General features: G+C 53.3%; 19 protein-coding genes. 6 read left to right on the top strand and 13 right to left on the bottom strand.

Annotated features, from left to right (window positions below; translation table 11 throughout):
- Position 1 precedes the first annotated feature (1 nt).
- Positions 2 to 3,022 carry a DUF2339 domain-containing protein gene (locus ABVT36_RS10845; RefSeq protein ID WP_368456591.1) on the bottom strand — a complete coding sequence of 1,007 codons (3,021 nt, stop codon included), beginning with the start codon at positions 3,020 to 3,022 and terminating at the stop codon, positions 2 to 4.
- Between the two features lie 555 nt (positions 3,023 to 3,577).
- On the opposite strand from ABVT36_RS10845, the gene ABVT36_RS10840 reads away from it, so the two are divergent.
- Positions 3,578 to 4,114: a DUF2058 domain-containing protein gene (locus ABVT36_RS10840; protein ID WP_367151712.1), complete on the top strand. Its 537-nt coding sequence runs from the start codon at positions 3,578 to 3,580 to the stop codon at positions 4,112 to 4,114.
- A gap of 198 nt (positions 4,115 to 4,312) precedes the next feature.
- Here ABVT36_RS10840 and ABVT36_RS10835 read toward each other — a convergent pair whose 3' ends face one another.
- Together ABVT36_RS10835 and ABVT36_RS10830 are read right to left on the bottom strand one after the other, a co-directional pair.
- Positions 4,313 to 7,657, bottom strand: a complete 3,345-nt coding sequence (locus ABVT36_RS10835; protein ID WP_368456590.1) for a choice-of-anchor D domain-containing protein — start codon at positions 7,655 to 7,657, stop codon at positions 4,313 to 4,315.
- Positions 7,658 to 8,348: 691 nt separating this feature from the next.
- The gene (locus ABVT36_RS10830; RefSeq protein WP_368456589.1) at positions 8,349 to 11,051 is read right to left on the bottom strand and encodes a hypothetical protein; all 2,703 of its coding nucleotides are present in this window, start codon (positions 11,049 to 11,051) and stop codon (positions 8,349 to 8,351) included.
- Positions 11,052 to 11,699: 648 nt separating this feature from the next.
- On the opposite strand from ABVT36_RS10830, the gene ABVT36_RS10825 reads away from it, so the two are divergent.
- On the top strand, positions 11,700 to 12,125 hold the full coding sequence (locus ABVT36_RS10825) for an MAPEG family protein (protein ID WP_368456588.1): 426 nt from the start codon (positions 11,700 to 11,702) through the stop codon (positions 12,123 to 12,125).
- 72 nt (positions 12,126 to 12,197) lie between these two features.
- Entirely contained in the window at positions 12,198 to 13,316 is a 1,119-nt protein-coding gene (locus ABVT36_RS10820; protein WP_368456587.1) for a polysaccharide pyruvyl transferase family protein, read from the top strand.
- Positions 13,317 to 13,494: 178 nt separating this feature from the next.
- On the opposite strand, the gene ABVT36_RS10815 is transcribed toward ABVT36_RS10820, so the two are convergent.
- The 3 genes from ABVT36_RS10815 to ABVT36_RS10805 all read right to left on the bottom strand — a co-directional run bounded on the left by ABVT36_RS10815 (position 13,495) and on the right by ABVT36_RS10805 (position 18,010).
- Positions 13,495 to 14,919 carry a serine hydrolase domain-containing protein gene (locus tag ABVT36_RS10815; protein ID WP_368456586.1) on the bottom strand — a complete coding sequence of 475 codons (1,425 nt, stop codon included), beginning with the start codon at positions 14,917 to 14,919 and terminating at the stop codon, positions 13,495 to 13,497.
- A 589-nt stretch (positions 14,920 to 15,508) separates the two neighbouring features.
- Positions 15,509 to 16,507 (bottom strand): alpha/beta fold hydrolase, encoded by a 999-nt coding sequence (locus ABVT36_RS10810; protein ID WP_368456585.1) that lies wholly within the window; start codon positions 16,505 to 16,507, stop codon positions 15,509 to 15,511.
- Between the two features lie 678 nt (positions 16,508 to 17,185).
- Entirely contained in the window at positions 17,186 to 18,010 is an 825-nt protein-coding gene (locus ABVT36_RS10805) for an ankyrin repeat domain-containing protein (RefSeq protein WP_368456584.1), read from the bottom strand.
- Positions 18,011 to 18,635: 625 nt separating this feature from the next.
- Here ABVT36_RS10805 and ABVT36_RS10800 point away from each other — a divergent pair.
- Positions 18,636 to 18,914 carry a hypothetical protein gene (locus ABVT36_RS10800; RefSeq protein ID WP_368456583.1) on the top strand — a complete coding sequence of 93 codons (279 nt, stop codon included), beginning with the start codon at positions 18,636 to 18,638 and terminating at the stop codon, positions 18,912 to 18,914.
- Between the two features lie 101 nt (positions 18,915 to 19,015).
- On the opposite strand, the gene ABVT36_RS10795 is transcribed toward ABVT36_RS10800, so the two are convergent.
- The 5 genes from ABVT36_RS10795 to ABVT36_RS10775 all read right to left on the bottom strand — a co-directional run bounded on the left by ABVT36_RS10795 (position 19,016) and on the right by ABVT36_RS10775 (position 23,181).
- On the bottom strand, positions 19,016 to 19,438 hold the full coding sequence (locus tag ABVT36_RS10795) for a type II secretion system protein GspG (protein WP_368456582.1): 423 nt from the start codon (positions 19,436 to 19,438) through the stop codon (positions 19,016 to 19,018).
- Positions 19,431 to 20,234, bottom strand: coding sequence for a hypothetical protein (locus ABVT36_RS10790; RefSeq protein WP_368456581.1), 804 nt, complete (start codon positions 20,232 to 20,234; stop codon positions 19,431 to 19,433). Before ABVT36_RS10790 ends, ABVT36_RS10795 begins: the two co-directional genes overlap by 8 nt.
- Positions 20,235 to 20,519: 285 nt before the next feature.
- Positions 20,520 to 22,160 (bottom strand): chaperonin GroEL, encoded by a 1,641-nt coding sequence (gene groL, locus ABVT36_RS10785; RefSeq protein ID WP_367149667.1) that lies wholly within the window; start codon positions 22,158 to 22,160, stop codon positions 20,520 to 20,522.
- A gap of 49 nt (positions 22,161 to 22,209) precedes the next feature.
- Positions 22,210 to 22,503: a co-chaperone GroES gene (gene groES / locus ABVT36_RS10780; protein ID WP_367149668.1), complete on the bottom strand. Its 294-nt coding sequence runs from the start codon at positions 22,501 to 22,503 to the stop codon at positions 22,210 to 22,212.
- A 210-nt stretch (positions 22,504 to 22,713) separates the two neighbouring features.
- Positions 22,714 to 23,181 carry an FxsA family protein gene (locus ABVT36_RS10775; RefSeq protein WP_368456580.1) on the bottom strand — a complete coding sequence of 156 codons (468 nt, stop codon included), beginning with the start codon at positions 23,179 to 23,181 and terminating at the stop codon, positions 22,714 to 22,716.
- Positions 23,182 to 23,575: 394 nt separating this feature from the next.
- Between ABVT36_RS10775 and cfa the strand changes: the two genes are divergently transcribed.
- Positions 23,576 to 24,727 carry a cyclopropane fatty acyl phospholipid synthase gene (gene cfa, locus ABVT36_RS10770; RefSeq protein ID WP_368456579.1) on the top strand — a complete coding sequence of 384 codons (1,152 nt, stop codon included), beginning with the start codon at positions 23,576 to 23,578 and terminating at the stop codon, positions 24,725 to 24,727.
- Positions 24,728 to 24,779: 52 nt separating this feature from the next.
- Here the strand turns inward: cfa and ABVT36_RS10765 are convergent, their stop codons facing one another.
- Together ABVT36_RS10765 and ABVT36_RS10760 are read right to left on the bottom strand one after the other, a co-directional pair.
- A complete protein-coding gene (locus tag ABVT36_RS10765; protein ID WP_368456578.1) occupies positions 24,780 to 25,541 on the bottom strand; it encodes an SDR family oxidoreductase in 762 nt (253 codons plus the stop codon).
- Positions 25,542 to 25,564: 23 nt separating this feature from the next.
- Positions 25,565 to 26,731: a DUF481 domain-containing protein gene (locus ABVT36_RS10760; RefSeq protein ID WP_368456577.1), complete on the bottom strand. Its 1,167-nt coding sequence runs from the start codon at positions 26,729 to 26,731 to the stop codon at positions 25,565 to 25,567.
- On the opposite strand from ABVT36_RS10760, the gene ABVT36_RS10755 reads away from it, so the two are divergent.
- Positions 26,724 to 26,966, top strand: a complete 243-nt coding sequence (locus ABVT36_RS10755) for an MGMT family protein (RefSeq protein WP_368456576.1) — start codon at positions 26,724 to 26,726, stop codon at positions 26,964 to 26,966. The two genes, ABVT36_RS10760 and ABVT36_RS10755, sit on opposite strands and share 8 nt — an antisense overlap.
- The last annotated feature ends 17 nt before the right edge of the window (positions 26,967 to 26,983 follow it).

The following is a 26,983-nucleotide window of genomic DNA, read 5'->3' as shown; positions in this document are numbered from 1 at the left end:
GCTATTTTCTCGCCGTCAGAAATTTCTGATACTGAAATGCAGCTCCCAGCATACACAAACCCACTAACATGCAGACCACGATCTTTTGCAATAAGGAAAAATCCTGCATATCCCACAGCAGGATTTTTAATGCAGCTACAGCATACAAAAGCAATGATAGCTTCAGCAATTCCTTGGTCGCAGGTTTTAGGGTCTGGAATAGCAACAGCGTTGCGTGCACCACCAGGGCAAAAGATACCGCCGGCAGCCACATGGTTTCCAGTACCTGTGCCAGCAGGGTGATGTAAACCGGAATGGCCGCCAGGTGCAATGCCCAGAGGTTAAACAGGCGACGCCCGCGCCATATAGCACGATTGGCAAAGAATCGCTGATATACCAGCAGAGTGGCGATACCCAGGGCCGCCAAATTATAGATTCCAAGCAGGGGCGCTTTGCTGGAGCCGGCAATCACCGCGATAATCTGCGTTAAGGTGAGCAGCTCAAACAGGCGCAGGCTCAGCATATAAAATGCCGTTAGTTGGTTGCGCAACGGTGCAAGCCTGGGTTTGAATATATAAAGGCCGGCGAAGTACAGCTGGCTCAACAATAGGGCCAGGCCAAAATCCCGGCTGAGGGCGTAGCTGCTAATAAACAGCGCAGCCGCCATGTAGTAGAAGGTCAATGGAAAAACAGGGTTGAGCGCCTTGTGCAGCGCCCGCTGCCAATCCCGGCCTGTGGGTTTTCTCTGCAATCCCTGGCCAAGCCACAGGAGCCCCACCAGCGAGGCCAGTCCCAACAGCAGCCCGGTCATGGCCATGCCCTGCCAGTCGGCAAATTCCCGCAGGGCACAACCGAGAATTGCCACTAGGCTCGCTCCTGCAATCAGAATCCGCAGCTCCCGCTGCAGCAACTCCAGCCTCAGGCGGCTATACAGCAGCAGGGTAATAGCACAGGACAGCCACAAAGCCAGCGGGAGATAATCACTGGCCCTATAGAAGACTGTCGGCAGGAAGCACAACGGTAGCAAGGTATAAAAAAGTTTGCGCAAATTCATCGCCAGGGAAAAACCGCTGGACCGCACCTCCAGCCGTTGATAAAGCGCTGCAATTAACCACAAGCTGAGGAAGGCTTCCACACTGGCGATTTTTCCATAAAGTACCTGGTCATAGAAATGGAAGCTGCCCACAATCCATGCGCTCGCCAACAGCGGGATAAACAGCAGTGGGTAGTGGGCCAACCCCAGCCATTCGCTAAATGCTGAGCCGTTGCGCTGGCCTCGCCAGATCAAAAAGCCCATTGGCAACAGGGCCAGCAACCAGGTGCCCTGAGGCCAGAGGATAGCCACAGATAAAAGAAAACTGGCCGAGAGAAAAACGCCAAAGGCATTGTCCACCAGACTAGCTATATATTGCTCTGCGGGGTTGATTCGGTGGGCCCAATGCTGCAACAGTCGGGTGAGCGCGAAGGCTGCCCCGCAGAGTGCCAGCCAGTTTCCCCAGCCGGCATCTGCATTGAGTGACAGCAGTATTGGAGCGGGAACCACTCCACCGGCCACCCAGGTAACAGCCTGCCACAACATGGTCAGGCTCGCGGCTGCAAGGGCAATATAACCCTCACTGCGCACGCTGAGAAAACCAAAGCGGGCACCCAGAAAAACCAGCAGCAGACCTTCAAGGCACCATACAATACCCAGCAAAGCGGGGCTGCTCAACGCCAAAATGGCCAGACCCGCCAGCAAGCCACCGTGCAGCAAAGCCATATAGTGCACCACGCGGGCGGAATTGCTGGCGGCTCCGTAGCCAAACAGCCTGCGGGAGAAAATGGCCAGCGCCACCCAGGGCAGGAGATTCAGCAGCCATACAATCCCCAGCGCATGGGTACTTGGCACCAGGGACCAGCTGATATGGATAAATAGCAGCAGATTCGCCGCGATAATGGCCAGGCGCCTTCGGTCCAGCTGCCCGGCCTCCAGTTCCTCAGTACTCAGCCCCCGCAAGGCATAGTGGGCAAAGCCGTAAAAGAAACCGTGTACTATCAGCAGCGGCCACCAGACTGGTGTTGTTTCATCCAGGTTTGAAAGTGAGAACTCAAACATACCGGCGCTCAGCGCCATGGTCACCATCGCGAGTTGTGGCCAGCGTATCTGCCTGGACAAATGCAGCATAGCGAGTGACAGTGCCAGTAAGTAACTGAGATAGATAACTGCCGATGGGTCCAAGTGATCCGCTACCAGAGGCATGGTGGAGCCGCCAAGCAGCGTCACCATGGACACGACCCGGGTTTCAAACAATAGGGCGAGCACATAGGATAGCCCGGTTATCGCCACTAGCAGACTCAGGGCCACCGGCGTTGGCACCAGCTGATAGTAGGACCCGGCAAAGTAACCACACAGGTAGAGAAGAATCACTCCCAGCGCAATCAGGCCAGAACCATAGTCCGCCATATGGGGCATGCGCCGGCTGAAAGTAACACCGCCAAAAGTCGTCGCCGCCGCGACGAGGAAACCCAGGGTGACTTTGCCCACCGGCCCCAAATAGTTATTGAATGAGAATTGCAGCAGATACGTAAAACCAAACATCAGTGCCAGTATGCCCACTGCGGTCATAAAGAATACCGGCGCCCTGCCCTGCCGCTGGTAGTGACGGTAAAAACCCGCAAGGGGTTCCCATAGCCGACTGAGCGGCTCCAGGGTCGGCGCCAAAAAGCCAGACAAACCCTCCTGTAACCACGGTGAGGCTACTGATGCTCCACTCGCTTTTGTTTGCGGAGTTGCGGGTTGCGGGGGTTCCTGTTCCGGCGATGCCGATACTGCGGATGTGGCTGCGGGCCGGGTGTGCCCAGCCCCCTCGCCAGCCCCAGTATCCGCTCCTGTAGCCAGGGGCAATTCATCGGCACTCCCCCCGGGAATGGTTCCTTCCTGCCCTTTCCCCTTTAGTTGCGCTTCAAGGGCCGACAACCGCTGCTCAAAGGTCTCCAGGCGGCGCCGGTGGTCACGCTCCAGCAAAGTCAGTTCTGCGCGCAGTGAAATCAGTTCACTTTCCATAGGTAATCCATATTGACATGACTATTGGGCAAACCAGCTCACCGCTCAGAGCAGTGATTTCGCGAAGCTTCTAGAGGAGATGCGTAAAGAAATTTGCTGTTCTTTTTGATAATTCTTATACCCGGCACGGATTGTACGGCTTTTCCGACCACGCGTTAAGGAACTCCTGTTTCATTCAGTATTACCTCAGCGGGGCCTGTAGTGCCCCTTGGCAAGGCGTTGCGCGAGGCGTGAGTATTCAAGGGCGGCAACCCCATAAATGAGAGGGTATTTAGTAGATTGCCGGGTTAATAAGGAACACAATGTCAGGATTTCATTCTGGCGCAATTCGTTTATTCTACTCTGTTGGCAAACGGTACATTCGTCCGTCAGGTTACGCATCTCCAACCCAGGCGCCCCCTGAACAGGCAATCAATGGGGCAGCCCGGGCCGAATTCAGGTAAAATCACTGCGCTAGATTTCCAACAACAACCTGGTTAAAATTTGATCAGATTGCTGTCCCGTCGAGCTTGGCAGCGGCAAGTTGTTTCAACACGTTATTTTAGGGAATGCACCATGGCTTCACTTCAAGACCAACTGCTCCAGGCCGGACTTGTGGACAAAAAGAAAAGCAAGCAAATCAACAAGGAAAAGCGCAAGCAGCAAAAAGTTGCCAAAAAGTCTGCAGAAACACCAATTGATGAAACCAAGTTGGCCGTGCAGCAAAGCCGCGCCGATAAAGTGGCACGGGATCGCGCGCTAAACGCTCAACGCGATGCTGCAGCCCGGCAGAAAGCCATCGCCGCACAAATCAAACAATTGGTGGAAAATAACCGCCAACCACAGGGCAATGGTGAAATTGCCTACAATTTTACCTTCGACAAGAAAGTTAAGACGATTTACGTGACAGAAGCCCTGCGCGACCACCTGATAGCCGGTCGACTGGTAATTATCGCGATGGAAGAACGCTTTGACCTGGTCCCCAGGGTAATTGCCGATAAAATCGCCGAGCGCAATAGTGATATCGTGGTGATGCCTGCGGAAGCCACTGCTCCGGACGACAAAGACGACCCTTACGCAGACTTCAAGATTCCCGACGATCTTATGTGGTAAACCAGAACGAACAATTAAAAAAAGTGGGCTGCTTAAAATTTCTCCGTGGCTTTTGTCAGCTCGGGTTTGCGCTGCCTCTGCGCAAACCTCCTTCAAAAAATCGAGCTTGTTACACGCCTGAAATATAGCCCGAATCCCCCTATTCGGGACAGCAGATGTCGAACCGGACAGTCATAGGGGGAATGTCGGGCGAAACCCTTAAAATGCAATGTCTAGTATGATCGTAGCTCCGTACGATTCGAAACCGGAAGCTCCAATACCGTCATAAAAGCCATTGAACGAGATATGGGTATTGCCGTCCGGAATTATCAGTAATCCACCCATTTCCAGACGTGCGCGGAAATCTTCGTCAGCGGATATCAAAATTGCATTCGTCGGTACAGCATCCTGAAGCTTGTCAAAATCATAAATTCCAGATGCGGATAGATAGGGCGTAAACAGCATGCCCCCGCTTGATGCGAGATTCCAGGATATCCTTGGGCCAAACTCCAGTCGCCCAAGATCAAAATCCTGAGAGGGAATGACCCTCCCCAGCGAATCCGTATAGCTTTCCTGTTCCTCAAAATAATAAGTGAAGCGCGCAAATGGGCTAATTGTAGTTAAATCACCGATTTTGATATCGCCGGTCGGTCCACCTTGCACTAGGTAGCGCTCGGTACGGAAATCGTCCTCGAACAGACCTAGAGCGTTGACCGAATTATACGATCTGCCATAGGTAGCCGACCCGTCAAAATAGAAGTTTTCTTCAAGGCGAAGTACAGCGTAGGGTCCAGCCATCCAGCCAATGCCATCCGCGCTGGTGTTTTCCCGGCTATTATCTTCCTCGGCAGTATCCAGCTGGGCCACCAAGCCAAAAACCGTATTTTCGTTGTAGCTATGATCTACCCCCAAAAAGAATAGACCAGAGCTTAAATCAAAATCGTCGCTCTGACTAAGTGCGAATGTGCCCGATGCCCAAACATCCCAATCGGACTGCGAGCTCTGCCACATGCCTGCCTGTTCATCCGCATCGATTGACGCGGATATATCTTTGCCATCGGGCAAGGTTGTGCCACTGGCAACGCCCGTAAGGTGAGGCAATGGAACACCCTTCGCAGAGCCGCTGTTACGCTGAACCGAGGCCCGGGACTTAGGTAAATTTATTGGTCGGCTGCTGGAATCCTTAAATCCACTCAGGCTGAACTGGAAACTGCCGGATTGAGCATTGGGCGTCGCGCCCAAATTCAATCTATTTCCCCCGGCCTGGTTACCCGAGAATCTGTGTTTTAAACGCGACACAAATTTAGGTTGATTGGAAACAATCACATCGGCGCGATTGGTCACAAAGGAGGCGATGACTTCTTGTGTTTTACGGATGTCCGCCGCTGCGTTCCTTTCATTCGTCAGGGAAAAGGAAATACTTTCCAGGTCGTTGACACTTGCTTCAATAGAATAGGATAACAGACCTCCGCCACTGTACTGAGAGGCGGTTCCATTTGCAGTCATCGTCGAGCTGGTCGCCGTACCATCAGGCCCTGTCGTTACGATTTCAGTCCTCGTACCGCTCGCCGCAAAAATTATCGATGCTCCGCTGGCTGGAGCGGTAAACGCGACTGCCACACCCTCAACCCCGTTATCTGCGGCATCCACCACTTGCACCACCAGGGGATCGTCGAATTGTGTGTTGATTTCGGTTGACTGGTCTGATCCTGAAACAATTCGCAAGCTTGCAGCCGTCGCACCCGTAGCGATCCCGTTGACAGTGAAGGCGTAAGGGCTCTCATCCGCGTCGTTGTTGACAAAACTCAGTTCAAATGAGAAAGGCCCCGCCAGATCAGGCGTATAGCTGACTGTGAAAGTAGTACTGTCCCCGGCAGAAACCGTGGTCGAGCCCGGTGCCGAGACGGAGTCGATGGTGACGTTGCTGGCAGCGGATGTGGTGGCCGTCGCGATGGTCAGATCATCGGTGCCGGTATTGGACACGGTGTAGGTGACCGTCTTGGCAGTGCCCGCTGGCTCATTACCCTGCGCGTCGGCTTCACCACTGGCTACAGTCCCACCTTCCGAAGATGATACCTCTATCTCGGGTGCTAGCGTGTTGGCGGTGCCGCTGACCGTGAAGTTATATGGGTTCTCATCCCCATCGTTGTTGACAAAACTCAGGTCGAACGAGAAGGCCCCGGCTGCAGTCGGCGTGTAGGTGACATTAAAGTTGGTAGTGCCCCCCGGAGTCACCAAGGTCGAGCCCGGTGCCGAGATGGAGCTGATGGCAACATTACTTGCGGAGGAAACTATGGCTGTCGCCAGCGTCAGGTCACCGCCGCCGGTATTGGCAATGGTATAGGTGACCGTCTTGGCAGTGCCCGCCAGTTCAATGCCCTGTGCGTCGGTGCCACTGTCGGGCAAGGCTCCGCCCTCTGAAGACGACACTTCTATCTCGGGCCCTGGCGCGGTGCCGCTGACCGTGAAGTTGTATGGGTTCTCATTCCCGTCGTTGTTGACAAAACTCAGGTCGAACGAGAAGGCCCCGGGTGCACTCGGCGTGTATTGGACAATGAAGTTGGTTGTGCCCCCTGGAATAACCGAGGCCGAGCCCATTGACGAAACGGAGTCGATGGTGACGTTGCTGGCGGCAGAAGCGGAAGCCGTCATCAGCGTCAGGCCACCGCCGCCGGTATTGGATATGGTATAGGTGACCGACTTGGAAACGCCCACTGGCTCATTGCCCTGCGCGTCGGTGCCTCCGTCGGGTAGCGCCCCGCCCTCCGAAGACGTCACTTCTATCTCGGGCCCTGGCGCGGTGCCGCTGACCGTGAAGTTGTATGGGTTCTCATTCCCGTCGTTGTTGACAAAACTCAGGTCGAACGAGAAGGCCCCGGCTGCACTCGGCGTGTATTGGACAATGAAGTTGGTTGTGCCACCCGGAGTCACCAAGGCCGAGCCCATTGACGAGACGGAGTCGATGGTGACGTTGCTGGCGGCAGAAGCGGAGGCCGTCATCAGCGTCAAGTCACCGCCGCCGGTATTGGATATGGTATAGGTGACCGACTTGGAAACGCCCACTGGCTCATTGCCCTGCGCGTCGGTGCCTCCGTCGGGTAGCGCCCCGCCCTCCGAAGATGTCACTTCTATCTCGGGCCCTGGCGCGGTGCCGCTGACCGTGAAGTTGTATGGGTTCTCATCCCCGTCATTGTTGACAAAACTCAACTCGAACGAGAAGGCCCCGGGTGCACTCGGCGTGTATTGGACAATAAAGTTGGTTGTGCCCCCTGGAATAACGGAGGCCGAGCCCATTGATGAGACGGAGTCGATGGTGACGTTGCTGGCGGCAGAAGCGGAGGCCGTCATCAGCGTCAGGTCGGTGAGACCGGTATTGGATATAGTGTAGGTAACCGACTTGGAAACGCCCACTGGCTCGTTACCCTGCGCGTCGGTACCCCCGTCGGGTAGCGCCCCGCCCTCCGAAGACGTCACTTCTATTTCAGACTGAGCAGCAACTTCACCAGCATGAAAGCCAAAGGCCAACAGAAGCACAGGCAATGCTAGCCCAACAAAACAACGCATTTGAGATCCCCACTTGTTCTTTTGTCTGCCTGCTTTATCTGAACGGATAATCAACAGGTCTACTTAATTTCGGGTCCCATAATTGTCTTGACAGTTTTTCAGGCCCCCCTGAGGAAACGCCTATTTTTTAAGCCTTTCTGCAAAAAATGCTGAAATTGCAGTAAAGACAATTTTGAGACTACTAATAGATTCGGTATTTTGGAAGTATACTGAGGGCAAAAGAGGCGCAGATCAAGAAATTATCAAGTATCCCACCGATGGGTCGACTGAACTTCACGAAACTGGTAGATAGCCCCCTTTCCAAAGGTTCTATGAACAACAGCCATGACATGGCGCCATACCTGTCCCTTGTGCCTGTGGTAGCAGGCTGGTCAGTAATCGGTCGGAGAGGGACGTCGGCGAGATCAAGATGCCGAGGAAATTCGCTGGATTTTAGGCCAGGATGCCTCTGATTAATTCAACAAATCAGAATCGGTCACGCCCAAAGTATCAATCCAACTGGGATATTCAGACGAGATTTCCGGCGCCCGCCCGCAAACCCTCCTCAAAAAATCAAGGTGTCACACACTTGAACTGCGACCCGAAGATCCCCGACCGGAGCAACAGGCCGGAGTTGTTCCGTTGCTCAAGTGAGCCCCACCCGGCTCCAGCGTTGCGGCGGAGGGCCTTCCTTCACTCCAGTCTGTTGGCACTAAGGGGTCGATTGGGGGTCGGCCGGGTCAGAGCCAGCGTCCAGTTCGTCCCGGTCATAAAAACTGTCAAGGTCCCGGTCCAGGCCTATCCGTTCGCCAAACCCCGCGGGCACCGCCCAGAAAGTGAGTTCGGCACCCGCGGCCGCCATCGCCTTCAGTGCGTCCGAATCGATTGCGGACTCGGCGACGCGGTCAGGCTGGCAGCTGGCCGTCACCGCGCTGACCGCCGTACACCGGAAGGAGCGCGGAATACCGCCTAAGATACCCTTCACAACGAGATCCACTTTCCCGCCGAACAGGGCCTGCTGGAAGGTATCGAGTCGCATATTGAGCACGGCGTCGGCGTTGTTCGCTCCATCGAAAGTAAACTGGTCGCCCACCATCGCCGGCTGCCCGGTATCGAACTCCATCATGAACTGAACAGTGTCATCGATCTGCGAGGCGTTGGTAAACGAGAAGACGGGGATTTCGAGGAAGGTCACCAATGTGTCGATCTGGCCTTCGTCGGCGAAGCCAAAGCCGCCCCGTGTCTCGGTGGGAACCGGCTCGGAGGGATCGGGATGCAGCGCGAGAAGCCCGGCCTTTTCGTACATGTTGCGAAGATGTGGCACCTTCATGGCCTGACTCGACTGGTCCGCAAGGGCATTGATGAACTTGCCATTGGTCCCGGTGGGCAGGGAGTGACAGTCCGAACACTGGAAGGGGTTGTCCCGGGTCATCGAGGTGAACTCGGTCAACCCCGCCTGGGCGCTGGCGGAGAGCGTGTCGTCGGGATTTCGATTCGGGTTCGGGGGGAATTTTACCGTCAGGATAAAGTCGGTGAAGGCCTGCATATCGTTCGCCGGGAGCTGCGCATGGCGCCGCAGCAGACCCGGGAAGGCAGCATTAAAGGCATTGAAATTTTCCCGGTCGCCGTGCCAGTGCAGCGGTCCCGTTCCTCCGAGGTCTTTCAGTGTCTGGGTCGTCCGGGGCCCTTTCACCGGGTGGAAGGGGCCACAGCCGATCTGGTTGGGGTTGGTGCCGCATTCCACTGCACCTGCGCCCCCCGGGGACTGGGCGGGCCGCGGGTCGAAGGGTGGCAGTTTCAGCGGATCGCCCAGGTCCCAGGACAGGAGGTCGAAGTTAGCGAAGGGGTGGCAGGTCGCGCAGGAAATATCACCGCGGCCGCTGCTGAGCTGTCCGTCGTAGAGGAACCGCCGACCGTCGGTCACCTCGGGCGGCTCCGGATTGAAGAGGGACACGGTGGACAACTGGAGATTCGACCCGGTATCGACAATCGAGACAGTGTTGTCGTGTCGATTCAGTACATAAAGCCGGTCTGCGCTCTCCTTGAGCGCCACTCCGGTCGGCCCTTCTCCGACATCAATCCGCTCCACCAGGGTGCCCGGCAGAGCACTGGTATCGACGACCGCCACCTTTTGTGAGAGAAGCGCAGCCGCATACAGTTTGTCGCCGGAACTGTGGAAAACCATTCCATTGGGCTGACCGATGCTCAGCGTTTTATCCACCGTACTGATGGGATCGGTGTCGAAGTCGAAGTGTGGATTGAGGTCCACCCTACCCACCACCGCTGTCCCGTCCGCCACTGTGAGCCGGGTGTCCACCAGGTGGCCATTCAGGGCCGGCAGACAGAGATTCTGGGCTTCGTTGTCATCGCAGATGCCGTTCTCGTCCCCTTTTCCATCGCCCAGAATTTCCGGACCACGTTCAAAGCGCACATGGTTGCGGGCGTCGGTGTTGGAGATATAGAGCCGCCCATTGGCGGGGTTGACCGCGATGCCGAAGTTCAGCGTGCCCACGCTCGGCGTATAGCCGGAAACCGCTGGCTTGGCCGCGTCTGCGTCGATGATCGCGACATCCCGGTCGGGCATCTGAATCGGGTTGGACCCGCCGAGCAGCGCATTCCAGCTGTTGTCGTTATCGTCGCACCACTCGGCCCCGGGACTGGCGGCACAGTCGCGCCACTTTACGATGGTCGAGGTCAGGGGCCGTGTATCCAGGGGCGGGCTGGCCGCATTGTAGCCGGGCGGTGGAGGCACAATAGCGCCAGCGTAGGGGCTCTGTGTGCTGGTCACGCGCGTCGATCCGGCGGGAACAGCGGAGCCGATAGTTCCCGACACGCTGAGAGTCTGGTTCATGGAATGGAAGACAGCAGCGTAGACCTCGGTACCGGCCGGGTTCCGCGCGAGGGCGCGCGGGTCCTCGCCATCAATCGGGATCTGGAAGAGGGGCGCCGTACCGGGACTGGCCGCGGCGTAGACGTCGACCCGATTGCGCTGGGAGATAGAGACGAAAGCGCGGAGATTGCCGGTTCCCGCGAAGACCACATCCGACGGCTCATCGCCGGTCTTGATGGTCTGGCGCACTCTTTCGCTCCCCGGCGTGAGGTCAACAATACTGATAGTATCCGAGATATGGTTAACCACCCAGGCCTCCCCATTGGTACGCGCCCGCACACTGACCGGCTCGGTCCCGACTGGCACCTCGGCCTGAAGAGCAAGATTGCCGGAGCCGTCAATCGTGAAAATCGACAGGCGCGCATCCGGAGTATTCACCACCAGTAGCCGGTTGCCATCCGGCGTAAGGTCGACAGGATGGATCTGATGTCCCTCATAGTTCACCCATTGCGCAAAGGCCGCAGGAATAAACAGGGCCATAAGCAGGGCGAGAAAAATCTGGAGACACTGAGGAAATTTATTCAATAAAGAAGACCGCAATGTTACTTTGCAGCAGTTTTCATTTTGTTTACCGCCATTGTTACTCATTGGACTCTCCTTTTCCTCTTTGACAAACTTGTAATTTTTATAAAATTCTGGCACCTGTCCTGATATATAAATTCATGAAGCATTTTCCCAGATTTTTCCGTAACTATACGCTGGAATAAAATTTCGATTTCCTTTTTCGATTCATCACTCCCCGCTGCCACGCCCGGCTCAACCAGTTAAACTTCATGCGCAACAGCGCCAAACCTGTCGATTATTACCTCTCGAAATAGATACTGTGAAAAGTCGACGGATATTAGGCAAGGAAATTTGGCCATGGACATATCCCTCCAAATATGGCCAGATACTACCGCCAATGTATTAATCAGGGTGTCGAAAAAGATGTCAAAATTTTATTTCTGGGCCGATCATATTAGTTTGACAGGTTATTAAAAGCCGCTTTCCAGCCAGACTGCCAATGACTGGGAAAAGTCATGATCACCGTATTCTCAAGGCTAGACACTATCCGGCGTAGATTTCCCATTTAATCAATAGGAAAGATTATTCGTCGCAAAGGCTATTGACTTTGCGTCTAATTAGACATGAAATTCAGATTCTATAGATACTATTCAAAATAAAGGTGAAAAGATGGATATTGAAAATCAAATACTAGGACCTGTCATTAGCCTGGTTACCTGGTCAATGATAATGTGGATTTGGATGTATGTAACGCGCATACCTGCCATCCAGGCGGCAAAAATGAAAATGGACCCCTGTGCGCCGCAAGGAGTGCAAATGGCGAGTTTGCCCGCAAGGGTTCGCTGGAAAGCGGATAACTACAATCATCTAATGGAGCAACCTACAGTATTTTATGCATTAGCTATCTCATTGGCTCTTCTAGGGGAAGGGAGCGGCTTAAATCTCTATTTAGCCTGGGGCTATGTCGGACTCAGGATTATTCATAGCCTGATCCAGGCTTTGACCAATAAAATTGAATTAAGGTTTCTTGTTTTTGTTTTATCGAACATTCCTTTATTTTGGCTGACATTGAATGCGATTATGATCGTCGTTTAATAACGAAAGAAGATAACCATGCTGACTATGGAAAAGTAGACCTTACACAGCTCTATAAATGATAACTTTACTATGAATGAGAAAAAGAAGCATCTTCACTATTCAAAGTACCTGAAGCAAAGAGTTATACCATGCTCTGATAATTCCTATACCGAAACTGGCAAAGTACAAAATATTGGAATATTAAACTTACAGCATGGAAATCATAACTATGGAGCTGTTTTACAGGCGTATGCATTGGAAACAGTGGTTAAAAAAATGGGTTTTGATGTTGAAACTATTGATTTCAGAAACAAAAAATCAGCAATCAAGTTTTATATTAAGAATTGTATAAGAAATATAAACGGCAAAAATTACACGGTATTCGAAAAATTCAGAAGCCGAAACATGACGCTTTCCAGGATTTATCCTCATTCCAAGTCACTTTATAAAACCAACTATGATGCAGTCATTGTAGGGAGTGATCAAGTCTGGAGACCGGAATACACTGCCCCCAATCCAGGATCATACTTCCTGGATTTTTGTAGAACCAGTTGCCGCAGAATCTCTTATGCAGCCAGCTTCGGTAGGGACAGATGGGAGTCCAACCAGGAATTGACCGAGACGATTATTGCTGAAATAAGCAAATTCCATGCTGTCTCTGTCAGGGAGTTTTCAGGAAAAACCATATGCGAAAAGATTTTTAACGTAAATGCAGAGCATGTCCTTGATCCTACCCTGCTGGCTGGAGCTGATACCTTTTATCACCTACTAGATTCGAAGGCAAAAAAAAATTCCATTGCCGTATACAAACTCGATAAAGATGAGATTTTTTATAATGATGTAAGACGACTTTCAAGCAGACTAAATCTTAAGATAACTGAACTCTATGATAAGTCCAACTATATAGAGGTCAACAAATGGCTAACAGAAATATATAATTCCAGACTGGTTATTACTGACTCGTTTCACTGTGTTTGTTTCTGCATTCTATTCAACATCGATTTTATTTGTATTGCCAACAGAGATCGCGGTGCCACCAGATTGAAAAGCCTGCTGATGACTCTTGAAATCAGTTGCAGGTTTGTAGAGAGAATCTCCGATATTAGTCTCCAACATATTCTGGGAAACATTGATTTTAACTTATCCAAAAAGATACTTTCTGAATTAAGAAAAACATCGACAAACTTTCTAGCTGAAGCCTTGCAGTGAAAACCAACTTTAAATATAAAGCTGTAATTAAATAATTTGCTAAGTTGATATGGTACAAAGAGATGCCGCTAAGCGGATTCCAACGCAATTTATTCCATCATTTCCACGAGTTTCCTGAGGCAATAATCCATTCGTTGAAAGCTCAACAATTATAGTGCGAGATAAATCACTGAACGAATCATTCTTTACGCTTGTGGACGTAGCTTTCCCCATTTTGAAGGACAACGAGCGCGTGAGCGGGACCAACCTCAGCTCCTTTAAATTCCATACTGACTCCAGGCACCATTTTCGACGAATATAGTGTGGGCGATTGTGGCCGGATTCCGAATTGAGCTTTCCCCGCCGTAACAATCAGGCCGGTGGCCCCCCGGCTGATTTCGAGTACACTGTTCGACCCATACTCGTAGCGACCAACCGCTCTCAGCAGCACTCCTTCCGGCAAGGTTACAAAGACAGGCTCAGGGAAGATCTGAGTGAACACCTCCTGCCGGGGATCTAAGAAACGCCGGCTGATATCGTCCAGCCCTCCGCCACTCGCAGCATCCGCCAGGGTGACAACCCCTAAACCCCTGGCCAGGTTGAACCCCATAAATGTACGCGATCCGTCGCTGCTGCCATTCGACCAGTAGTAAGTTTGTCCGTGGATAGTCGTTTTACGCCAACCCAGGGCCATGCGGGTTACTTCGTCATCTCCCGGCCTGTCGACCGACAATATAAGACGTGCGGCGGCCACCAGATCCTTGGGGCCGCGACCATTGATGAACAGGTCCAGAAGAGACAGAAGATCCTTAGCAGTGGACCGCAAACCTCCAGCCGGCGAGAGAGCACCATCGCTTGTCGGGCCCACCGGGTCGAGATAAAAGTCGTGGCCCTGAGCGCGCCTTCCTGCCTCTCGGGGATCATCCTCAAAGGCGGTATCCTTTAACCCTAAAGGCTCAACCACACGGCGATGCAGTAATTCTGCAAACGAGCTGTCTTCCCTGAGAGCAATTCCCTGCCCCAAAAGTGCAAAGGCCAGATTTGAATATTCAAACTGGGCACCTGGCTCGCGAGTCAAGTGGTAGTCTGGCAAACCGCCATAGAGCTGCTTCAGAGTATAACCCGCGTATTTGTTCAGCGCATCGGGTGCCGATGTGGCGAGATTGTTTGGCCGTAGCGGTAGCGAAGCGCTGTGCGTTGCCAGGTCGGCAAGAGTGATTTGCCGCCCCTCAAAGGTGGGCGTTTTTATGCCGTCTGGCACATATTTTTGCAGCGGATCATCAAGCCGTACGCGCTTCTGCACGACTTCTAGCGCCAGTAGCAACGCGGTAAAAACCTTAGTCAGCGATGCGATCTCAAAAATTGTATCGCCGCCCAGCCGGTACCCGTCCCCGGCATTCGGATCACGCACTGTAATAATGCAACGACCCGAAGAATTTATAGTGCCCGCAACTGCTGCATATGCCGCGTGTTGCTGGAGAATACGGTAACGTACAAGTCGCCGAAATTCGTCAACCTCTTCCTTATCATTGGCAGCAAAAGCATTTCTTACTAAAAGTATTTGGGACAGTGCACAAGAGGTTGCAGCGCCTACAACGAGTTTTGAGAAGTTCCGCCGGTCCATAGAGACCCACCTGTTTATAATTCAGCCAAATATGTGTGCTTGAGACAAAATTATTTGGTCAGAAGTTCACTAAAACAAGAACGCCTCTGCTTAATTCAGTACTATCTCAGCGGAGAAAGCGCTGGCGCTTAATCATCCGCCCAACAAAAGCCAATGCTGGCTGTTCCTTACGAACGGTGTAACAGCGGCCCGGTGACGCCACAGGCCCGCTGTGTAGGGAATCTGCCGGAAAGGTCTAAGCCACAAGCAAGGATCATTGGCTGCGCCAAACGGGCTTTGAAGCCGATACTCAGACCAAAGTCAGAGCTATTAAGGAGTATTTGGCCCTAATTGTTGTATAAGCCTGCAAAAGATAAATTCCGGCAGCGGATACTATTGGAAAAATTTCAATTTATAATATTTTTCCAATTCGCCGACAGAGCTTACCCACATTATGCCAGCCATGTCGGGGGCAATGGGCGCTCCCCAGAGCCCCGTCTCATTCACTTTTGTGGTGATCCCCATACCAGTAATGGAGGTCGCCGCCTGCGGTATAGGTAATTTTTAGCGTATCCAGAAAGTAAGCAGAGTCATCCACTATTAATAATAGTCAAGCTGCACAGTGACCATTGTCTAAGAAGCCAAATAGAGCCTTCTCAAGCTTTTCCTGTGCATCCATAAAGGGAAGGTGATGGCTGTCCTTAAGTATCATTAGACACTTACTACCTCTATACCTTTCATAATCAGCGCTCACCTGCGAAGGAGTAGTGATTGTATCATTTTCACCAACTATAAATAGAGCAGGAAGCTTTAGGTGATCGATATCTCCACTAACACTCATAGCCTGAAGCTCGTTATCCATTTCTGCAGCTAGATTTCCCCGCCGCTCCTGCCAGCCAGGAAACTGTTCATTAATCTTTTCGTCTGCTATGAAACCTCTAATATCGACTCCGTTAGCTATACCGCCATTTGCCCTACTTGCCCATTTTGAGAGAAGCTGATAGTTTTCAGTGGGAGATTCCTGATACTGCTTCAGCTCCTGTATAGCCAACTGATTACCTTCCTTTTTCGCCCATTGCAGCGTCGCGTTTAAGCTGGTTTGTGCCTGTTCCTCTGCACTTTGATAAGAGGAAATAAATACCACCTGTTCCAAATCATCAGGGTGCTCCCTTGCATAAAGGGCTGCAAGCGCTCCACCCCATGAATGACCAATTAAAATTATATTATCTTTCTTATAGCGTTTTTTAAGAAAAGAAACTATATTACGTACATCTTCAATATTGTTCTCTATTGTTAGCGTATCCTTCCTTACTTCAAGAGACCTGCCTGCTCCCCTTTGATGAAGGTATGCAACTAAATATTTTTCTTCAAGTGCCCGCCCAACACCTACCTGGAATGGGATCAACCCCAACTCCACATCTCCCGGTCCTCCATGCAAAAACAGGATTAGTGGCTTGGAAGAATTCCGGCCGGATACCTCCAAGTACACTTTTGCACCATTACTCTCCAGCCACCAATTTGAATCAACCTCGTCCGCCAAGGCATTACAGGATAGAAAAGCAAGAGTGAATCCCGTCAAAAGAAATTTAAACCATTTTGTATTTAACATATGCACACCAAACAGCAGTAAAATTCAGGGTTATCAAGCATCGATGACTAACACAAATCTTAAACCAAACAATCCAGGGTTACTCAATGGATTTAAGAATTTAAAGAACTTGTACTATAAATTTCCGTATATAGCCTGGTATTTGCGATAAGGCGAAAGCAAGATCGGCCGAAGTAACCAATAAAATACAATTTCTCGCAAGGTCAACAAGGGGATATCTCCCAACTTACCGAGCTTTGGTCTACTTCTGTCAGCCAGGCAAAGCCTGGCATTTCCTTTTTCTCCAGTGCAAATACCGGACCGCTATTGATCGAGGCTGCCTACGGCTATGAACAGGCAACCCATCACCGTATTGCACCAGCTTTGGATTGGATCACTGAAACTACTGAAACTGAGTGACCTGATATAGGAATATCGACGGGTCAATAAGTCCGGATTAGAAATGTAGTGAACAGACCTGACCTGACGGTGACCGGCTTCTCTTTTGGGGCTCTGCCAGATCAGGTCTGGTTCGTGAATTCTCCGCCCGGTTAATTTTGCCGTCTATCAGAATTTATCAATGCAGTTCAACATAGCTTGGAACTATTCTTTAGCAGATAATCAGCCCTACCTAATAGGTGATTCAGGGTGATGAAAAAGATGTCGAGATTTTACTTTGACCCAATTTATTGAAATTACTTAGTTCGGAACATCAACTCCTCGACTTTCAAGCCACAATATTACATTTTTTAACGACTTCTCTTGCTCACTACCAGAGGCAAAACGACCCTTTACAGACGTGATTCTATCAACGAGGTCACGACCACTATCATCCTTAAGGCTATAGTCTGCACCTAACTCTAATAACTCACCAACAATATCAAACCGAACTACATCCGCTGCAGCCATAAGTGGGGTCTTCCCACCCATGGACATTCCAAAGACTTCACCACTCGTCTGAGCATTGATATTTGCACCAGCACTGAGCAGCAAGAGCATGGCTTCTCTATTGTCTTCCCCTTTAATTCCTATTGTTTTAAACAAGGGGGTTTCTCCAAACTGTCCAGCAACAAGATTAGGGTTTCCACCGCGTTCTAATGCCGCCTTTAGAAAGCGTAAATCCTTATTCATAGCTGACCAATGTATAACTGAACCACCGGCAAAAACCACGTTTGGATCAGCCCCCAATTCCAGCAGCTTTTCAAATCCGTTTAAATTTCTCATTGCCCAGAATAATGGGGTAGCGTCCTTCGTACCACGAAAATTAACATCCACCCCTTTTTCCACAAGCTCTTCAACTTTAGCCACTTGGCCTTTCCCGGCAGCCTCAGCTAATGTTCTCGCGCCCTGATCAGGGAACATCGTCTTCAGAGACATTTGAGCAACAATTTCTTTGCTCTGTCGCTCGTTGAATTTCTTTTCAGATGAAACCATATCATTGAGATCGATGTTTTCCGCCTGACAACCTGCACTCAAAAAAATAACAGCCGCCAAGAAAATATCTTTGACTTTTACTGATTTCATGATTAACACCCCATCGCCTTACAAATACTGTCCATGGGGTGCCAACCTGCCGCCCCCAGTGATACCTGCTCTCCATAAACTTGCCCCAGACTTATTGCATTAACTCCCTGCACCACATCAAACGAACTATATAAGTGTGTTATTGATCCCGGCATTGGAGCAAGACCTCCCACGGTATTCGAATGAACTGCTGCTGCATTAAATATAGTTGCACTACCTCCGTTCACAATTGCCGAAGCGGCCGCCAGTCCCCCACCTAGTGAATGCCCGACAAAATGGACATTTCCGCCCGTATTCGCGTAAACGAGTCGAGACATTCCTAATGCCTGGGTGTATTGCCTGTTGCTAAGCCCAGCTCCTTGCCGAAGGTTTGCAGGCCAATCCGAGCCACCGTTTGTACCTGCGAAAGCAAGCACGCTATGCCCCGTTTCTTCATGGACAAACAGAGCTGCCTGCAAGCCAGTTTCATCATCCAACCTGACTTGACGTAACCATCGTCACCAGTGTAATCAGGATCGTAAACTCCCTCTGCTAGTCGAGCGTAAGTTACCTCTTGCGCAGTAGGTTCTCTGGCAGCTTTCACACCTGCGCGTACTATTGCAGTAAAAGCCACAGTAGCCGCCCCATGAGCAAACTTGCCCCCCGCCGCCTCGGAAATCACCCCCGACACTACCATTCGGGTGACTATATGGGTGTCCTGCCCCAATCCACCGCCAACGCCCGCGGAGATAAAGCCATGGGCAAATTTGCCCCCACTCAGCTTGGCCAGTATACCCCCGGTTGCACCCCGGATGGCTATATTTGTCGGGCTCTAGCCGCCGGGGAGTGCGGAGAAGGCATCGTCGGCGAACCCAGCAAGACCGCTAAAGGCAAGCGTGGCCCAACACCGCGACTACAGCGGTAGGTCGAACTGATCGGACATCTGCCGCGCACGAAATAGAAATATGTGATGGAAATGCTTGGTACCGTTATTCAGTAACAAGCTTCTTGAGCCGGAGAATAAGGCTATTTTTTTGTGACATCATCACCAATTCCACACTCATCAATGCCGTTAGGTCCCCTTGAATACAGATCGAACTTTTTACTATTCATTCCACATTTGGAAGGATATCTGTAGATCAACGGATTACCCCATTGATCTATGCTTTTCATTTCCCTACCTAGATAAGGACCGTTCCAATTTTTGTGCTGAAGCTCGTTTGCATAAAGCACCCTGAAACCAATTTCATTTGATGGGTAAGAGCCAACATCCTGAAAAACCATATTGAGAGCTTGATCATATATAGATAAATCAATTAATTGTGCGTCGCTTTTCCCAAGAGCCATTTCATCTTGAGAATCCAAATTCAGCATGACAATCCCCACTATGAACATCAGCCCAATGAAAAAAAAGATAGGATTTCTATACCAAGATTTGAATTCATTCATTTGTGAAAGCATTATATATATCTCTCTCTAAAGTCCCTCGCAATCCCCCATGCTCAAGTTGTCGATCCAAAGTATAAATTTCTTCATGCCTGGATGACATCACACCAAACTTTTGCAGAAAACTTGTGTGAGCATTAATGTATCTGGGGTCATTGAAGTGTAAGACTTCGTGGTAGGCTGTGCGCAAGAAGTCTATAGCTGAACGTCCAGTCTGAAGATATTGTTTTGACACAAGTATATTCTCATCGCAACCGAATAAACCACAGCTAATTCCAGCTACGTTGCCGTTCAGCTCGCTGGAATCGACTACTGTAAAACTAGGAACCTCCAAGTCTGACACTTCATCAATGACACTAAGAGCTTTCTCAAAAGACGCGAGGTTTTTGTCAAAGTTTTTCTGCTTTTGCTCTTCAGATAAACCCTCCAACTCCGAACCCACAATACCAGTATTTCTTGCTAGCTTAGACAAACCACCAACAATTACCTTCTTTATAATTGCTGTAAAAGCCACAGTAGCCGCCCCATGAGCAAACTTGCCCCCTGTCGCCTCGGAAATCATCCCCGACACCAGCATTAGGGTGACTATATGGGTGTCCTGCCCAAAACCACCGCCAACGCCCGCGGAGATAAAGCCATGGGCAAATTTGCCCCCACTCAGCTTGGCCAGTATACCCCCGGTTACACCCCGAACGGCTATATTTGTCGGGCTCCAGCCGCCGGGGAGTGCAGAGAAGGCCGCGGCGGAGATACCGGCGATTATGCCATTTTGGAACGCCAGCCCGATATCTCCGGTCACGTGGTAGGTTTGGGCCGCGTTGTAAGCCGCTAGTGCTCCCCCCGGGACTCCGCACCGCTATTAACCCGGCAACTCAATAAGTTGTCGGGTCAATGTAACACCTGGATGCACCACCAAAAGGCGAAGGCTGGCGCACACCCATGAAGAGCCGGCGATTCCGCGTAATCGCACAGAGTTTCAAGAAAGACAAACCGGTCGAAAAGGAATCAACTATTGGAATTTTCGAGTTCATAAAAAAAGCCCCGCGAATGCGGGGCTTTTTATCGACAGACTGGATGAACTGGCTTACATCATGCCGCCCATGCCGCCCATGCCGCCCATACCACCCATATCGGGAGCCGCGGGCTTGTCTTCCGGCAGTTCCGCCACCATGGCTTCGGTGGTGATCATCAGGCCGGCGATGGAGGCCGCTGCCTGCAGTGCGGCGCGGGTCACTTTGGCCGGGTCCAGAATACCCATTTCCAGCATATCGCCGTAGGCACCGGTGGCGGCGTTGTAACCGAAGTTACCCTCGCCCTGCTTCACCTTGTCCACTACAACGGAAGCTTCGTCACCGGCGTTGTCAACGATCTGGCGCATGGGCATTTCCATGGCGCGCATGGCGGCGGCAATGCCGTGGTTCTGGTCTTCGTTGTCACCGCTTACGGAAACCGCCTGGATGGCGCGCACCAGGGCGATACCACCCCCGGGAACCACACCTTCCTCAACGGCGGCGCGGGTCGCGTGCAGTGCGTCTTCCACACGGGCCTTCTTCTCTTTCATTTCGACTTCGGTGGCGGCGCCAACCTTGATCACTGCAACACCGCCAGCCAGTTTGGCCACGCGTTCCTGCAGTTTCTCTTTGTCGTAGTCGGAAGAGGACTCTTCGATCTGGGCACGGATCTGCTTGACGCGGGCCTCAATGTCTTTGACATCGCCGGCGCCATCCACGATCACGGTGTTCTCCTTGGACAGGGTGACGCGCTTGGCGGTACCCAGATGCTCCAGGGTGGTGCCTTCCAGCTCCAGACCCACTTCTTCGGAGATTACGGTGCCACCGGTGAGGATGGCGATGTCCTGCAACATGGCTTTGCGGCGGTCGCCGAAGCCAGGTGCCTTTACGGCGGCCACTTTGACGATGCCGCGCATGCTGTTTACCACCAGGGTGGCCAGGGCTTCACCTTCCACGTCCTCGGCGATGATCAACAGCGGCTTGGAGGCCTTGGCCACCTGCTCCAGCAGCGGCAGCAGATCGCGGATGTTGGAGATCTTCTTGTCCACCAGCAGGATGAAGGGGCTCTCCAGCTCGGCAGTCATGTTCTCCTGATTGGTGATGAAATAAGGAGACAGGTAACCGCGGTCGAACTGCATACCTTCGACAACGTCCAGCTCGTTTTCGAGGCCGGAACCTTCCTCAACGGTGATAACGCCTTCCTTGCCGACTTTTTCCATCGCCTGGGCGATGATGGTGCCGACACTCTCATCGCTGTTGGCGGAGATGGTGCCTACCTGGGCGATGGATTTGTTGTCTTCACAGGGTGTTGCCAGTCCGGCGATGTGATCGACGGCCGCCGCTACGGCCTTGTCGATACCGCGCTTCAGGTCCATGGGGTTGAAGCCGGCGGCGACGGACTTGAGGCCTTCGGTTACGATGGCCTGGGCCAGTACGGTGGCAGTGGTGGTGCCGTCACCGGCGGTGTCGGACGCCTTGGAGGCCACTTCCTTCACCATCTGTGCACCCATGTTCTCGAACTTGTCGCTCAGTTCGATCTCCTTAGCTACGGAGACACCGTCCTTGGTCACTGTGGGGGCGCCAAAGGATTTGTCCAGTACCACATTGCGGCCTTTCGGGCCCAGGGTGGTCTTGACGGCGTCAGCCAGGATATTTACGCCACTCAGCATTTTCTGGCGGGCGTCGTCACCAAATTTAACGTCTTTTGCTGCCATGATTCTTGTTCCTCAAATTCTTTGTGTGCGGTTTCAATAGAAGCTACGGTCAGCCTTCCAGCACACCGTAGATATCGCTTTCATTCATGATGATCAGCTCTTCGCCGTCCACCTTGAGGGTGTTGCTGTCCGCATAGCGGCCGAAAACCACTGTGTCGCCTACTTTCACCGACAGAGCGCGTACATCGCCGTTGTCCAACAGCTTGCCTTCGCCCACGGCAAGGACTTCACCCTGATTGGGCTTCTCTTTGGCTGCGCCCGGCAGAACTATGCCGCCGGAAGTCTTTTCTTCTTCTTCCTTACGGCGCACTACGACGCGGTCGTGTAAAGGACGAATTTTCATGGATAGGCTCTCCATTGAGTCGTTTTAAGGTTTTCCAAATGGAAGACCCTCAGTCTGAGGACCTCCGGTCCAGGCACCCCGGCTGACGGCAGACACGGGGCAAAATCTTCGGGTGGACCCTATCTATGGGCGACACTGCATATTTCAACAGCCGCAAGCAAAAAAATGTGTATCGATACCGGGCGGTTTCCGCTAGCCCCACCAGATTGATTATTTTTTATCCAGATTGCGCTTGTGGGGCTCCCGCTGGTCCCGGGAAAACTCCCCTTCGATGATGTCGTGACCACCGGGCCGGCGATGGGAACCGGCCTGGTAACTGCGGCCCTGTACCACCACATGGCGCAGGAGCCACCCGAGCAGAAGCTGGCGCAGGCCGGGTACCAGGCACGCAAAACCCAGTGCATCGGTGATAAAGCCGGGGGTCAGCAGCAGTGTGCCTCCGGCGGCGAGAAACACCCCCTCCGCCATCTCTCTCGCCGGCAGCTCCCCCACTTGCATCTTCTGCTGGGCGCGCATCAGGGTGGAGAGCCCCTGCCGATGCAGCAATACCAGCCCGACAATGGCGGTCAGGAACACCAGGCCGATGGTCGGCAGCGCCCCTATCTCGCTCCCGACGGTGATCAGCAGCCACATCTCCAAAATGGGCAGGATAATGAAGATCAGCAATAGTGGACGCATTGTCGCTCCTCTGGCGCAGCCCGCTTTTGGGTTGGAGCGTAACTGCTATTTTCGGTAGGATCTGGTTCTATTCCCCGGAACCCCATAGATGTGGGCTATGGCGACAATTCTCAAGCCCGCAGCCACTGTGGACCAGGCGCCGATGGCCGGCACGGCAACCATCGGGGTTTTTGGTACTCTAATCTGCTGGTGCCCACTGCACTAGAGCGGCACTGAGTGACGGCAAGGGACGCTGCTATTTCTCGGGCTGGCGCAAGCCCGAGGAAAGCCAACGATTCCACGTAATTGCGCAGTTTTTCAAGAGCCGTAATCCAATAGATGAGGGATTATCCACTGGGTTACCGGCTTAATGGTACAGGAACGACGATCAGACAGCTTAGCATAGGAGGCGTATATGGCTGGTGAGCAACAGGAAACCCTGGCACCTGTGGTGTCAGTGCGCAAACGCCATCTTCTGGACGAAATTCTGCAACAGGCGGACATTCGCATCAATGGCGACCGCCCCTGGGACATGCGGTTGCACCGACCGGCGGCACTGGACGAGATACTGGCCCGGGGCAGTATGGGCCTGGGGGAATCCTATATGCGCGGGGACTGGGACGCCGCCGCTCTGGACCAGCTCTTCTTTCGTATTCTGCGCCTGGACCTGACCCGGCTTATCAATCCCTGGCGCAGCGCCCTGAGGCTGTTGCGCAGCCACCTGATCAATCTGCAGAGCCGCCGCCGGGCCTTCGAGGTGGGCGAGCGCCACTACGACCTGGGCAACAGTTTTTACGCCGCCATGCTGGACCAGCGCATGGTCTACAGCTGCGGCTACTGGCGCGCGGGGGCAAAGACCCTGGACCAGGCGCAGGAAGCCAAGCTGGACCTTATCTGCCGCAAGCTGGGTCTGCAGCCGGGAATGCGCCTGCTGGATATCGGTTGTGGCTGGGGCAGCCTGGTGAGTTACGCGGCACAGAACTACGGGGTTGAATGTGTGGGCATCACGGTGTCCAAGGAGCAGGCGGCCTATGTGCGGGAGCACTATACGGACCTGCCCGTGGAGGTGCACCTGCAGGACTACCGCAACCTGCGGCAGCAGTTTGACCGCATCGCCAGCGTGGGTATGTTCGAACACGTCGGGCGCCGCAACCACCGCACCTTTATGCAGGTGGCCAAGCGCTGCCTGAAACCGGACGGCCTCTTCCTACTGCATACCATCGGCAAGAACCAGCGTCACTCCACCACCGATCCCTGGATAGAGCACTATATTTTCCCCAATGGAGAACTGCCTTCCGCGGGCCAGATCGGCGATGCAGTGGATCACCTGCTAGTGTGCGAGGACCTGCACAATTTCGGCACTGATTACGACCAGACCCTGATGGCCTGGCACAGTAATTTCGAGCGGCACTGGGAGCAGTTCGCAGGGCAGTACGACCGCCATTTCTACCGCATGTGGCGCTACTATCTGCTGTCCTGCGCCGGCGCCTTCCGGGCCCGGCACATACAGCTGTGGCAGTGGATACTGTCCGACCACAGAACTGGCGGCGTAGCGCGAATTTCCTGACCGGAACTGGCCCGGACCGCACGACCGCCCCTTTTGTGGACAGAGAGCCGAGTCAGATCCGGGCGCCGCCGTCGATATCCAGCACACGCCCGCTGACAAAGTCGTTTTGCAGAATAAAATCGACGGTGGCGGCGATCTCTCCCTGTTCACCCAGCCTGCGCAAGGGCACCTGCTTGACCAGTGAATCCAGAATTTCGGGACGCATCTGCGCCACCATATCGGTATTGATAAAACCCGGCGCTATAGCGGCCACGCGGATGCCGTGGCGGGCCAGCTCCCGGGCCCAGGTGACGGTCATGGCGGCGACACCGGCCTTGCTGGCGGAGTAGTTGGTCTGGCCCATATTACCGGCGCGGGACAGGCTGGAGATGTTGACAATGACACCGCCCTTCCCCGTCTCCACCATCAGCGACGCAGCGGCGCGGCCGCAGAGAAAAACACCGGTCAGGTTCACATCGATCACCGACTGCCACTGGGACAGGGACATACGGTCGGCGACCTTGCCGTCCTTCACCTTGAGCAGCAGGCCGTCGCGCATAATGCCGGCGTTATTGACCAGCGCCTGCAGACCGCCAAAGTCCTCCACGATATGGGTAAAGCCGCGCTCCACCTGTTCCTCGTCTGCCACGTTGACGGAGTAGCCGCGCGCTTCCGCGCCCAGTTCCTGACAGTGGGCCACAGTTTCCCCAAGCCCGTCCCCGTTGACATCCATCAATGCCAGGCGCGCGCCGGCGCCGGCCAGGTGTTCAGCCATGGCCCGGCCAAGACCCTGCCCGGCGCCGGTAATCGCAATAACGCTGTTGGCAATCTTCATTCTGTTCCTCACTGATCGTTGTTTTACCATTGGTAGCCGACACCGACGGTCAGCTTTGTATCTTCCTCTACACTTTCGAGGGAAGGGGTGCTGTCGTACAGCCAGTAGTAGGCGGTCTCCATCAGCAACCCTGCCGCCAGGGGCATTCGCAAGCCGAGTTTGGCGCTGCTCTGGTAATCGTCGCTGCTGTCCAGCGACTGCAGCAGTTCCTGGTCGAAGTAGACTTCCGGCCCAAGGTCAAATTTGTAACGGTAATTCACCGCGGCCCGTGCCGCTGCATAGAGGTCGTCCTGGCCTGTGCTCAGGGCGGGATCGATAAACCGCTCCCGCAGTTTGCTCAGACCACCTTCCACCGACAAGGTTTTTTTGTCCGTGTCGTAAAACAGGTAGCCGAGACCGAGACCGAATTTGGAGCTGAGATCCAGGTTGCGCGCCTCCTCACGTTCCACAGAGGTATTGGCCGCAGCGAACCACTGCTGGGCGAAGATCCAGCGCAGGCTGTAACCCAACCGGTACTTTTCCAGCCCCTCCACCTCGATGTTGTCCTGGTTCTGATAGAGCACATCGACCAGGTGATGCCAGTCGTCGTGGCGAACATCCAGCTTCGCCTTCGCATCCAGGTCCTCGCGCTCCCGGTTGCCGCTCTCCAGCACGCCGCCAACGCTGACACTGCCGTGCACTACCACCGGGTGCCCCAGGAACTGGGCATAGGGTTCGGCGCGCTCCACCGCCGGGAAGTCCACCAGGTAACCGGAACCCTCCTTACAGTAGAGCTCCCATTTTTCCCGCCGGTGCCCGGCCAGGGTACAGGGGTCGTCCCGCCCGGCTATTTTCAGTTCGACGTCGGTATCCAGGGACAGTATCTTGTCCTTGCCGAGCCGGATCTCCCCGAAGGTCTCCGAGTTCCAGACCACAGCCTCCCTCTCCACCAGTACCAGCTGGCCGTGGATGCGGTCGCCATTGTTGAGGGTGAGTATCCCCGCCGCTACGGGAAGGGAGACAAGGGACAGTGAAAGCGCCAGAATACTGGTCAGTTTGGATACAGCTCGAAGCACAACCATGGCGTTGATTTTATAGTGATTAAAATACAGTGGATTTATCGTGGGAACAGAGACCGCAATTCCAACCAATGATGCCATATCTCGCTTCTGCCGGGTACTGGCGGCAATACCCAGAGGGCGAGTGGTCACTTACGGAGACCTGGCCGAAATGGCGGGCTACCCGCGCGCAGCGCGTCTGGCCGGCCAGACGCTGCGCAAGCTGCCAAAGGGCACCAAGCTGCCCTGGCACCGGGTCATCAACGCCCAGGGACGAATATCCCTGCCGGAGCCCCGCGCCGCGCGACAGCGAGAGCTGCTGGAACGGGAGGGGGTGACGCTGTTTAATGGCCGGGTGGAGCTGGGCAGATATCGCTGGCGACCATAACCGGCCCGCTTTTGCAC

Source organism: Microbulbifer sp. TYP-18, from assembly GCF_040932045.1.
Classification (GTDB): domain Bacteria; phylum Pseudomonadota; class Gammaproteobacteria; order Pseudomonadales; family Cellvibrionaceae; genus Microbulbifer.
The sequence above is the reverse complement of the archived record's forward strand: the minus strand, read 5'-3'. Positions and strand labels throughout refer to the sequence as shown.